Origin of the sequence: Sphingomonas carotinifaciens, from assembly GCF_009789535.1 — a bacterium.
Taxonomy (GTDB): Bacteria; Pseudomonadota; Alphaproteobacteria; order Sphingomonadales; family Sphingomonadaceae; genus Sphingomonas; species Sphingomonas carotinifaciens.
On sequence record NZ_WSUT01000005.1, the window covers coordinates 1,023,977 to 1,035,375 of the forward strand.

12 protein-coding genes are annotated in these 11,399 nt (G+C 69.0%); 9 read left to right on the forward strand and 3 right to left on the reverse strand.

Annotated elements, in window-relative coordinates; all coding sequences use genetic code 11:
* Positions 1-13: 13 nt before the first annotated feature.
* Positions 14-1,462 carry a phospholipid carrier-dependent glycosyltransferase gene (locus GQR91_RS06860; RefSeq protein WP_235904012.1) on the reverse strand — a complete coding sequence of 483 codons (1,449 nt, stop codon included), beginning with the start codon at positions 1,460-1,462 and terminating at the stop codon, positions 14-16.
* Positions 1,463-1,464: 2 nt separating this feature from the next.
* Positions 1,465-2,205: a bifunctional 2-polyprenyl-6-hydroxyphenol methylase/3-demethylubiquinol 3-O-methyltransferase UbiG gene (gene ubiG, locus GQR91_RS06865; RefSeq protein WP_149682310.1), complete on the reverse strand. Its 741-nt coding sequence runs from the start codon at positions 2,203-2,205 to the stop codon at positions 1,465-1,467.
* A 53-nt stretch (positions 2,206-2,258) separates the two neighbouring features.
* Here ubiG and GQR91_RS06870 point away from each other — a divergent pair, with 53 nt between their 5' ends.
* The 9 genes from GQR91_RS06870 (at position 2,259) to pal (ending at position 10,467) form a co-directional block, all read left to right on the forward strand.
* A complete protein-coding gene (locus GQR91_RS06870; RefSeq protein ID WP_149682309.1) occupies positions 2,259-3,521 on the forward strand; it encodes an aspartate kinase in 1,263 nt (420 codons plus the stop codon).
* Positions 3,522-3,768: 247 nt separating this feature from the next.
* Positions 3,769-4,806 carry an NAD(P)H-dependent flavin oxidoreductase gene (locus tag GQR91_RS06875; RefSeq protein WP_149682308.1) on the forward strand — a complete coding sequence of 346 codons (1,038 nt, stop codon included), beginning with the start codon at positions 3,769-3,771 and terminating at the stop codon, positions 4,804-4,806.
* Positions 4,807-4,906: 100 nt separating this feature from the next.
* Positions 4,907-5,734, forward strand: coding sequence for a hypothetical protein (locus GQR91_RS06880; RefSeq protein WP_149682307.1), 828 nt, complete (start codon positions 4,907-4,909; stop codon positions 5,732-5,734).
* Positions 5,735-5,813: 79 nt separating this feature from the next.
* On the forward strand, positions 5,814-6,284 hold the full coding sequence (gene ybgC, locus GQR91_RS06885; protein ID WP_112381873.1) for a tol-pal system-associated acyl-CoA thioesterase: 471 nt from the start codon (positions 5,814-5,816) through the stop codon (positions 6,282-6,284).
* Positions 6,281-6,973, forward strand: a complete 693-nt coding sequence (gene tolQ, locus GQR91_RS06890) for a protein TolQ (RefSeq protein ID WP_112381874.1) — start codon at positions 6,281-6,283, stop codon at positions 6,971-6,973. Before ybgC ends, tolQ begins: the two co-directional genes overlap by 4 nt.
* Positions 6,974-6,985: 12 nt before the next feature.
* The gene (tolR, locus tag GQR91_RS06895; RefSeq protein WP_149682306.1) at positions 6,986-7,429 is read left to right on the forward strand and encodes a protein TolR; all 444 of its coding nucleotides are present in this window, start codon (positions 6,986-6,988) and stop codon (positions 7,427-7,429) included.
* Positions 7,429-8,430 (forward strand): cell envelope biogenesis protein TolA, encoded by a 1,002-nt coding sequence (locus tag GQR91_RS06900; protein ID WP_149682305.1) that lies wholly within the window; start codon positions 7,429-7,431, stop codon positions 8,428-8,430. Before tolR ends, GQR91_RS06900 begins: the two co-directional genes overlap by 1 nt.
* A gap of 20 nt (positions 8,431-8,450) precedes the next feature.
* The gene (gene tolB, locus GQR91_RS06905; protein WP_149682394.1) at positions 8,451-9,851 is read left to right on the forward strand and encodes a Tol-Pal system beta propeller repeat protein TolB; all 1,401 of its coding nucleotides are present in this window, start codon (positions 8,451-8,453) and stop codon (positions 9,849-9,851) included.
* 94 nt (positions 9,852-9,945) lie between these two features.
* Positions 9,946-10,467 carry a peptidoglycan-associated lipoprotein Pal gene (gene pal, locus GQR91_RS06910; protein WP_149682304.1) on the forward strand — a complete coding sequence of 174 codons (522 nt, stop codon included), beginning with the start codon at positions 9,946-9,948 and terminating at the stop codon, positions 10,465-10,467.
* Between the two features lie 46 nt (positions 10,468-10,513).
* Here pal and GQR91_RS06915 read toward each other — a convergent pair whose 3' ends face one another.
* Positions 10,514-11,371 carry a S1/P1 nuclease gene (locus tag GQR91_RS06915; RefSeq protein WP_149682303.1) on the reverse strand — a complete coding sequence of 286 codons (858 nt, stop codon included), beginning with the start codon at positions 11,369-11,371 and terminating at the stop codon, positions 10,514-10,516.
* Positions 11,372-11,399: the final 28 nt, after the last annotated feature.

The following is an 11,399-nucleotide window of genomic DNA, read 5'->3' on the forward strand; positions in this document are numbered from 1 at the left end:
ATCTCCTTGTCCCTTAACGGGTGCGGGAGGGTGGCTGTTCCACGCGGACGAGTTGGAAGCCGGTGCCGGGAACGGGCGTGCGCGGCCCGCCGGCGGCGTGGGCGAGCATCCGGTCGAGATCGGGATTGCCGCTGGTTCGGCGCGTTTCGCCGCCAACGAGCACCCAGTGCGCCGACACATGAGGGCGGGCGTGGCTGATCAGGTGAAGGCGCCGTTCCGCCCCGGGATCGAGCAAATTCCGGCTGCGGAAGTAGAAGGGGCCGGTAGCGAAGTCGGCATCGGGCAGGCGGCCGGTGGCGGGCAGGAATTGCGGAGAGAGGGTGGAGACGGGGCCGGTGACGCCTGCGCGGTCCATGGTGGCGCGGATCGCGGCGGAGGTGCGCATCGCCTCTGCCAGCGACATGCCATTCGCGGTGACGAGCGCGGCGACGCTGGGGGCGAGGCCGGCGGCGGCGGTGATGCCGAACGCGATCCGCCAGTTGCGGCCCGGCGGGCGGCGATGCCAGGCGAGCGCCAGCGCGATGAACAGCGGCGGCAGGAAGGGCAGCCAATATTGCCGCCAGGTCGGCTGCGGGGCGAGTGCCGCCACCGCGCAGGCGAACAGCAGCGGCGCCAGCGCACGCATCCGCCCGCGGCCAATGACGAAGGCGAGCGCGACAAGTGCGGGGCCGAGGGCCAGAAACTTGAGCGAATCGACCAGTTTCGCCGCCAGCGACAGTTTCCACGGGTAACCCGCATAATATTCGGCGGGCGCGTCGGCGGGAAAGTGGAAGACGCCGAACAGGAACCCCTCCGGCGCGGTCCACCAGCACCAGGCGACGAGCAGCGCAGGCGGAACGGCGCCGAGGATCAGCCAGAGCGGCCGGTGGCGGCGGGGCGCGGCGAGCGCCCACACGCCGTAGGCGATGGCGGGGAGCGCATAGCTGACCTTGGCGGCGGCGGCGGCGCCGAGCAGCAGGCCGGTGAGCAGCGCGCTTCCTCGCGTCGCCGCCCCGCCGCGCAGCCGTGTCATCACGACCAGCGCGGCGGCGAAGAGGGCGGCGGGCAGCGCGTCGTTACGCGCGACGCCGATGGAGAAGAGCAGGATGTCGCAGCACAGCATCAGCCCGGCGGCTGCCGCGGCGGCGCGGGGGGCCGCACCCAGGCGGCGCGCGGCGCGGTGGACGAGGGCGATGGTGAGGGCGCCGAGCAATGCGTTGACGAGGCGTAACGCCGGCCAGGTCCATGCCCCCGCGGCCCAGGCGATGGGCGCGAACAGCAGCGGCTGCAAAGGGCCCTGAAGATAGGCGAAATCCCGATACGGCATCAGGCCATGCGCGGCGAGGACGGTTGCCGCGACATATTGGCTTTCATCGTGATCGACCGTGCGGGTGAGCGTCAGGCCCATCAGCACCGCGGCGAGCAGCGCCCATGGCAGCAGCCGGCGCGCCGGGACGGGCGCACCGGCAGGGGCGACGCGCACCGTCAGGCCCGGGTGGCGGTCAGGAAATAGTCGAGCGCGGTCGAATCGCTCAACGCGAAGCCGCGCGACGGCGTGAAGGCGAGGCCGCGCACGTCGCGGACCCGCAGGCCGGCATCCTCGAACAGTGCGGTCAGCTCGTCGGGGGTCAGGAACTTGTTCCAGTCATGCGTGCCGCGCGGGATCGCGCCGAACCCTTCGGCGAGCGTGATCATCGCGAGGCGCGACACCGGCGTGCGATTGGGCGTGGAGAGGATCAGCAGACCGTCCTCCGCCAGCGCGTCGGCCAGGCCGCGAACGAAGCGGGCCGGGTCCTCGACATGCTCGATCACCTCCAGACAGGTGACGAGATCGAAACGCCGGTCGCGCAGGGACTCGACGCTGCCGGCGCGGTAATCGATGGCGAGCCCGCCTTGCGCGGCATGTATCTCGGCCACCGCGATATTCTCGGGCGCGGCGTCGAGGCCGGTGACGGCGGCACCCAGCCGGGCGAGCGGTTCGGCAAGCAGCCCGGCGCCGCACCCGACATCGAGCGCGGTGCGCCCGGCGAGCGGGGTGAAGCCGGTGCCGTCGGCGTTCCAGTGCAGATCGACCTGTTCGCGAATATAGGCAAGGCGCGGCGGATTGAGCCGGTGCAGCATCGCGCTCGATCCCCTGGGGTCCCACCAGTCGGCCGCCATCTTTCCGAAATGTGCGGCCTCGGCGGCATTTATGGTAGATTCGATCGTGTCGCTTGCGTTCGTCATGGCGGCTACCTATCAGGGCCGCCGTTTTACCCCAAGGAGAATGGCAAGCGCCCATGGCACGTATCGTGATGAAGTTCGGCGGCACGTCGATGGCCGGGATCGAGCGCATCCGTAACGTGGCGGCGCGGGTCAAACGCGAGGTCGAGGCGGGCAATCAGGTGGCGGTCGTCGTGTCGGCGATGGCGGGCGAGACGGACCGGCTGGTCGGGTTCTGCCGCGAGGCATCCTCGCTGTACGACCCGCGCGAATATGACGTGGTGGTCTCTGCCGGCGAGCAGATCACCAGCGGGCTGTTGGCGATCACCCTGCAGGCGATGGGCGTGCCGGCGCGGTCGTGGCTGGGCTGGCAATTGCCGATCCACACCGACAGCGCGTTCGCCAAGGCGCGGATCGGGACGATCGACACCGACGCGCTGGACCGGAGCCTGGACGCGGGCGAAGTGGCGGTGATCCCCGGATTCCAGGGCGTGGCCGAGGACAACCGGGTGACGACGCTGGGCCGCGGCGGATCGGACACCTCGGCAGTCGCGGTCGCGGCGGCGATGAAGGCGGAGCGGTGCGACATCTACACCGATGTCGACGGCGTCTATACGACCGATCCGCGCATCGTGCCCAGGGCGCGCAAGCTGTCCAAGGTGACGTATGAGGAAATGCTGGAACTGGCGAGCGTGGGGGCCAAGGTGCTCCAGACCCGCTCGGTAGGGCTGGCGATGAAGGAACAGGTGCGCGTGCGGGTCTTGAGCTCGTTCGACGACGCACGGGACGAAGACGGACATCGCGGCACGCTGATCGTGGGCGAGGAGGAAATCGACGACATGGAACGCCAGCTCATCACCGGCATCGCACACGACAAGAACGAAGCGAAGATCACGCTGGTCGCCGTGCCCGACCGACCCGGCTCGGTTGGCGCGATCTTCGCGCCGCTGGCCGATGCCGGGATCAACGTGGACATGATCGTCCAGAACATCGCGCATGCGACCGCCGGCAATGCGGCCTCGACCGACGTGACCTTCACCGTTCCCGCCGCCGACCTGCCGCGCAGCCTGGACGTGCTGGACAAGGCGCGCGGCGACATCGGCTTCGAAAAGCTGGTGCATGACACGCGCGTCGCCAAGATCTCGGTGGTGGGGGTCGGCATGCGCAGCCATGCCGGCGTCGCCTCGACCATGTTCCAGACGCTGGGTGCGCGCGGGATCAACATCCTTGCCATCACCACCTCCGAGATCAAGGTGAGCGTGCTGATCGAGGAGGATTATACCGAACTGGCGGTGCGTGTGCTGCATACCGCCTACGGGCTGGATGCCGAGGCGGCATAAGGCGGTTCATCTCTCTTCGGGTTTTCTGGTTCACGCGAAGGCGCGAGGCCGCGAAGATTTTTGTTCGCATGGAGGCGCGGGGGTGGCGGTTTCGGCCGCTCTCTCGCGCTCTGTTACGGCCGGTCGAAAATGCATGCGCTGGCGTGCGTGAAAGCGCTCGGCGTCCTTTGCGTCTCCTCTTCGCGTCTTCGCGGCTTCGCGTGAACCCCATCTTGCCGTGTGGTGCTCGCCACGGCATGGAGCGTCGATGACCGATACGCTCAGCATCAATACCGGCGAACAGCGCCTGGCCACCCGCATGGCGCGCGGGGCCGAATTCCTCGGGTCCGACGTGGCGATCATGGCGGGGGCCATGTCCTGGGTGTCGGAGCGACATCTGGTTGCCGCGATGTCGAATGCGGGCGGGTTCGGCGTGATCGCGTGCGGGGCGATGACGCCCGCGCTGCTGGACGCGGAGATCGCCGGCACGAAGGCGCTGACCGAACGGCCGTTCGGCGTGAACCTGATCACCATGCATCCGCAACTGTTCGACCTGATCGAGATTTGCGGGCGTCACCGGGTCGGCCATGTCGTACTGGCCGGCGGCCTGCCGCCCAAGGGGTCGCTGGAGGCGATCAAGGCGACGGGGGCCAAGGTGATCTGCTTTGCGCCCGCACTCAGCCTTGCCAAGAAGCTGATCCGCTCGGGCGTCGATGCGCTGGTGATCGAGGGGATGGAAGCCGGCGGGCATATCGGCCCGGTATCGACCAGCGTGCTGGCGCAGGAGATGCTGCCCGAGATCGCCAGCGCCGTGCCGGTGTTCGTCGCGGGCGGGATCGGGCGCGGCGAGGCGATCGCCGGATATCTCGACATGGGCGCGGCCGGCGTGCAGCTCGGCACGCGATTCGTGTGCGCCACCGAATCGATCGCGCATCCCAATTTCAAGAAGGCGTTCATCCGGGCCTCCGCCCGCGACGCGGTGGCGAGCGTGCAGATCGATCCGCGCCTGCCGGTCATCCCGGTGCGCGCGCTGAAGAATGCCGGTGGCGAACTGTTCACCGCCAAGCAGCGCGAGGTGGCGCTGTTGCTGGACGAGGGCAGCGTGGCGATGGCCGAGGCGCAGTTGCAGATCGAGCATTACTGGGCGGGCGCGCTGCGCCGCGCGGTGATCGACGGCGATGTCGAGCATGGGTCGGTGATGGCCGGCCAGTCGGTCGGCATGGTAACGAAGGAAGAGCCGATCGCCGACATCATCGCGCACCTGATGGCCGAGGCGGCAACCGCGCTGCAGGCGCGCGCCGCCTGATACCCCGTGCGTTTCATCGCACAGGTTACGACGCGTTAACCGCGAATCGCCATGGTGGGGGGCAAGCCGGGGGCGGCAAGATGACGCCAGGGATTCAGGGATGATGACAAGCCGCCAATTTCTGACACGCGCGACCCCGGTCGCCCTGGGACTGGCGCTGGCCGCCTGCGCCGGGCAGCGCGAGGTGGCAAGGGTCGCGCCGCCGCCGATCATGGTCGCAGCCCCGCCACCGGCACGGCCCAGCCTGCCGCCGGGCGCCACGCCGGGCATGACCATCCCGGTGCGCCTGGCCGATGGCAGCTACCCGACGCCCAACCGCGCACTAAGCGAGGCGGCGACGCTGTGGCATCTGCGCTCCGCCCTCAACGTCGCGGCGCTGGCATGTCGCGGCGCGGAGGAGGCGGGCAATGTCGCGCGCTACAATGCGCTGCTGACCACGCACAAGAAGACGCTGGCCACCGCCGAGACGCGGCTGTCCGCCGAGTTCAAGGCGGGGGGCGGCGACTGGCGCGACCGGTATGACGACACGATGACGCGGCTCTACAACTTCTTTTCGCAAACGCCCGCGCGCGCCGGTTTCTGCGCGGCCGCGACGCAGGTGCTGGCGGAAAGCGCTACCGTGTCGGACGGGCAGTTGGGGGTGTTCGCCCTCGCCAAGCTGCCCGAACTGGACCGGCCGTTCACCGATTTCTACCGCGCCTATGACGCATGGCGGACGGGCAGCATGACGCCGGTGGCGGAGCCGGCCGCGCCGCTGGTGATCGCGACATCGGCGGCGGCGCCGACGTCCGCCGCCGCGCCCGCCCCCGCGGCACCGCGGGTGGCGACGCCGGCGCCTGCCCCCTCGCTCTCCGCCCCGTCGGCGCGGGCCCCCGCCGTCCGCACACCGCGGCTGGAGGTCGACCCCGCGATCTTCCGCATGGAGTGATCCGCCGCAGCTCTTGTGGAGGAAAGGTCGGACAAGCGGCTTCCTTCCGCCCGGCCATTGGGTTAACAGCCGCCTCATCATGCAGGAGAGCGGGCAGGATCAGCCGCTGGGCGGGCGGTTCGAGGGGCGGGAGCACCGATTGGGTGTGCGCGTCTATTTCGAGGATACCGACCTGTCGGGCGTGGTCTATCACGCCAACTACCTGCGCTACATGGAACGGGCGCGATCCGACATGCTGCGCCTGGCCGGGATCGACCAGCGTGCGACGTTCGAGGCGGGCGAGGGCGCCTATGCGGTGGCCGATGTCGCGCTGCGTTTTCGCGCGCCCGCCCGGCTGGATGATGCCCTGCTGATCGTATCGCGGGTGCAGATGGTCAGCCCGGCGCGCGTCGTCATTCATCAGACAGTCAGGCGCGACCAGCATGTGCTGACGCAAGGCACCGTCACGGTCGCGCTCGTCGGGTCCGACGGGCGTCCGCGGCGGCAGCCACGCGCCTGGACCGACATCTACCAACGCCTCGTCTGGCAAGGGGACACTCAACACCCATGAATCCCGTCTTCAACATGGATGCGGCCACATTGTCGCCGGTTGCGCTGTTCCTGCAGGCCGACTGGGTGGTGAAGGCCGTGATGTTCGGCCTGCTGCTCGCCAGCATCTGGACCTGGACGATCATTATCGCCTTTTCCCGCCGGCTGGGCCGGACGCGCAAGGGCATGGCCAAGTTCGAGCGCGATTTCTGGAAGGCGGAGGATATCGACGCCTTTCACCGGATCGAGGGGGGCAACGACCTGCCCTCCGCACGGGTCTTTGCCGCCGGCGTCAAGGAATGGCGCCGCTCGACCTCCAGCGGGCAGATCGACAAGTCGGGCACGCGCGAGCGCCTGGCCACCGCGATGGGGGCGGCGGTCGCCAACGAGATCGATACGCTGTCCGACAAGCTGAACGTGCTGGCGACGGTGGGGTCGGTGGCGCCGTTCGTCGGGCTGTTCGGCACCGTCTGGGGCATCATGCGCAGCTTCACCGGTATCGCGCAGGCGCAGAATTCGTCGCTGGCGGTGGTGGCGCCGGGCATTGCCGAGGCCTTGTTCGCGACTGCGATCGGGCTGTTTGCCGCCATCCCGGCGGTGATCGCCTATAACCGGTTCAGCCACGGCGTGAACCGGATCGAGGCGGGGCTGAACCGCTTTGCCGATGGCTTCCACACGACGCTGAGCCGGCAGCTGGACGGTTCGCGGTAAGGGGGCGGCACGGTGGCGATGAACCTCCCTTCGCGCTCCGGCCGGGGGCGCAAGGCGCCGATGGCGGAGATCAACGTCACGCCGCTGGTCGACGTGATGCTGGTGCTGCTGATCATCTTCATGGTGACCGCGCCGCTGTTGACCGCGGGCGTGCCGGTGAACCTGCCCGACAGCCGCGCCAAGGCGCTGGAACAGGACCAGGAGCCGGTGCAGCTGTCGCTGGACGAAACGGGGCGCACCTTTCTGGGTGAGGACGAGGTGAGCGAGGGCGACCTGCCCGCCAAGCTGGCTGACATCGCCGCGCGCGCGCCGGAGGGCGGGCAGCCGCCGCAGATCTTCCTGCGCGCCGACCGGGGACTGGAGTATGGCCGGGTGATGCGGGTGATGGGCGAGCTGAACCGCGCCGGGCTGAACCGCGTCTCGCTGGTGACGGTGGAGGGGGGCGAGGCCCGCTGATGGACCGGGCCGAGCGCATAGGGCTGGGCGTTGCGGTTGCGGGGCACCTGGTGCTCTTCGGCCTGTTGTCGGTCGGCTTCCTGTCGACGCCGAACCCGGAAAAGCTGAAGGTCCAGCCGATCGACATCTCGCTGGTCAAGGACGTCGCGCTGGAGGCCGAGGCGCCACAGGCGGTGGAGGCGCCGGCCCAGTCGATCGCGCCCGATGAAGGCGAGCCCGAGGACGCCGCACCGCCCGAGCCTGCCGAAGCGGAGCCCGAACCCACGCCGCCGGCCCCGGCACCGCCCAAACCGCAGCCGGCACCGCCGAAACCGGAACCCAAGCCGGTGCCCGCCCCGCTCAAGCCGCAGCCGAAGCCCAAGCCGGCGCCGCAACCCAGGCCGCAGCCGAAAAAGCCTGCACCCGCGCCCGAAAAGGCGGCGCCGCAGCCAAAGCCCGCGCCGGTGAAGAAGCCGGCAGCACCGGCGCCTGCGAAACCCGCGCCAGCCAAGCAGGCGGCGGCGCCCAAGGCGGCCCCGGCCAAGCCCGCGACGCCGGCACGCGGCAGCGGCAAGAGCGAAACCGCGACCGCGACGAAACCGCGCGGCAGCCGGCTGGGTGACGATTTCCTGAAGGGCATGTCCGCCGAGCCGTCGCCGAGCAGGTCGGAGGCGCCGCGTGCCGCCAAGATCGGCGCGCAGGCTGCGGCCAATATCGCCTCGGCGATCCTGCGGCAGGTGCAGCCCTGTGCGAACCGGCAGGTGACGCCGGGGCCGGGGGCGGAGCGCATCCGCGTGACGATCAACCTGCGCCTGAATCGCGACGGCAGTCTGGCGGCGCGCCCGCGGGTGACGGGCCGCGACGGCGTGGACGACGAAAATCGCCGTTATGTCGACCGCGTCGACGACCTGGCGGTGGCGACGTTCGTGGGCTGTTCGCCGCTGCGCGGGTTGCCGGCAGAATTGTACGATGTTCCAGGCGGTTGGAGTAACTTCAACTTGCGTTACAAGCTTCCTGGGTGAGGATGAGCCTTATGATCCGCATGCCCCTTCGTGCCGTGGCCAGCCTGACGCTGGCGCTGACCCTCGTCACCTCCGCTGCGGTGGCGCAGGAGGACCCCGCCCCGGCGCCGCAGGAGGCAGCGCCGCAGCAACCGGGTGCGTTGCCCGCCGACCAGAGCGGGCCGCTGGTGGTGGACGTGACCGGCGGCATCTCCGCGCCGATGCCGATCGCGATCCCGGCGATGCCGACCAATGCGGTGCAGCAGACCCCGGCGGGCACCACCGACGTGCTGGGCCGGCAACTCTCCGAGATCATCGCGAACGACCTGCGCAATTCGGGCCTGTTCACGCCGATCCCGCCGGCGCAGCTTCGCACCGTGTCCTTTCCGGAGGTGACCGCGCCCGCGTTCGATTACTGGAACGGCACGGGCGCACAGGCGCTGGTGCAGGGTTTCATCCGCGCGAACGGCGACGGCAACCTGACCGTCGGCTGTTACCTGTACGACGTGTCGGCACAGACCGAGCTGACCCGGCAGGGCTTCGTCGTGCCGCCGTCCGACTGGCGGCGCGCGGCGCACAAGTGTGCGGATACCATCTATACCCGCCTGACCGGCGAGGGTCCGTATTTCGACAGCCGGGTCGTCTATGTCTCGGAAACGGGGCCCAAGGCGCGGCGCATCAAGCGGCTGGCGATCATGGATCAGGACGGGGCCAACCACCGCTTCCTGACCAACGGCCAATCGATCGTGCTGACTCCGCGCTTTGCGCCCAACCAGCAGTCGATCGTCTACATGTCCTATGTCGACAAGCGGCCGGCCATCTATGTCTATGACATCGGATCGGGGCGGCAGCGGCTGGTGGTGCAGAACGCGTCGACGACCTTTGCACCGCGCTTCTCGCCCGATGGTCGCTGGATCCTGTTCTCGATGGCGCAGGGCGGTAACACCGATATCTACCGCGTGTCCGCGCAAGGCGGCACGCCGCAGCGGCTGACCAATGCGCCCGGCATCGATACCGGCGGCAGCTATTCGCCCGACGGATCCAGAATCGTGTTCGAAAGCGACCGTTCCGGGGGGCAGCAAATCTATGTGATGAACGCGGATGGGTCGAACCAGCAGCGGATCAGCTTTGGCGGCGGCCGCTATGCCACGCCGGTATGGAGCCCGCGCGGCGACCTGATCGCCTTCACCAAGATCGCCGGCGCGTTCCGGGTGGGGATCATGAGCCCGACCGGCGGTGGCGAGAAGCTGTTGACCAATAGCTGGCAGGACGAAGGGCCGAGCTGGTCGCCGAACGGGCGCGTCATCACCTTTTATCGCTCGGGCCGGGGAAGCTCGGGCAAGGCGGATCTGTGGATGGTCGACCTGACCGGGGTCAACGAGCGCCGCATTCCGACCCCGCTGGACGGGTCCGACCCCGCCTGGGGGCCGCTGAGGCCCTGAGCGCCGCGTCCCAAAAGGGTAGCGGAGCGCAGTGCCAGTAAAGGCGTTGTTCAAATAACGGGGTCGAAACGAGAATTTCTAGGGAGTGACCAGAATGGCCAGTTTGAAGACCACGCTTGTAGCCGCCACCATCCTTGTTGCCGTCGCCGGTTGCGCCAAGAAGCGCCCGGCCGACCTGCCGCCGCCGCCGGTGGACAATAGCGGACCCGTCGACCAGGGCGGCGCGACCGGCCCGACGACCGGTGCCGTGGTGCCGGGATCGGACGCGGATTTCCGCCGCTCGGTCACGTCGAACACGGTGCGGTTCGGACTGGACCAGTATGACATCGACCCGGAGGCGCGCGCGATCCTGGACAGCCAGTCGGCCTGGTTGCAGCGTTATCCGAACGTGCGCATCACGATCGAGGGGCATTGCGACGAGCGCGGCACGCGCGAATATAATCTCGCGCTGGGCGATCGCCGTGCGAACGCGGCCAAGAATTATCTGGCGGCGCGCGGCGTCTCGCCGGACCGGATGACCGTGATCAGCTATGGCAAGGAGCGGCCCGAGGCAATGGGGTCGGACGACGCCAGCTGGGCGCAGAATCGTCGTGCCGTGACGATCGTTCTGAGCTGATCATGAAGTACCCCCTCCCCGCTTCGGGGAGGGGCTTTGCGCGCGGTCAGCCCAGCGCCGCATCCAGCAGCTTGGCGAGCCGCAGGCCGCCGCGGCGGATCTGTTCGCGCTCCAGCGGTGCCAGTTTGGCAATGTCGGCGTCGGTCATCTTGAGGCGGTCAGGGGTCGGCTGGCATGGGTCGCCGTGCATCGCGGTGGCATAGGCCTCACGCGCGACCGCCCAGTTCTCGCGGCTCCATGCGGTTGCATCGCCCGCGCCGAGCTTTGCACGGGTTGCCGCGGAATAGCGGCGGATCAGGCTGGGCGGCGTGGAGATGGCGCGCTCGGCGAGCAATCCGTCCCAGATCGAATGGAGGTTGAGCCGGGCGGGCGCGTAGATGCCGTAATCGGCATGGGCGTCGTTGCCGCCCTTGTCCCCCTTGTCGCCGGCATGCAGCGGCTGGTGCAGGTCGCCGACGAAATGAACGAGGAACGCCAGCGCCTTGACCCGCTCGACCGCGGGGGCGCGTCGGTTCTTCAGGATCGCCTGTTGCCGCGGGATCTGGGCCGAGACGCAGTCGCCGTCCTTGCAGGCGGGCTCCAGCGTGAAGGGGCCGCAGATGTTCACGTTCTGATAGTGCCAGCTATAGGCATAGCCGAAGCGCGACTGGCCGTTCGCATCCTTCAGCGGCTTGATGCAGTCGGGCCAGACACTGGCGTCGGCGATGGTGCGGACGGGGCAGGAGGGCGTGTCGAGCTGCCCCTGCGCGCGTAAGATGCGGGTGACCGCCGTCCGCGTGTGCGGCGATACATTGGCCCAGGCGATCCGGGCGACGGTCTGGTGGCCATAATCCCAATAGGCGTTGGCAGGCTGAGACAGGGTGAGGGCGCCAAACGCGGCGACGACGATACGCGAACGGTTCATAGGGCCGGTGCCTTAGCGACGCGGCAGA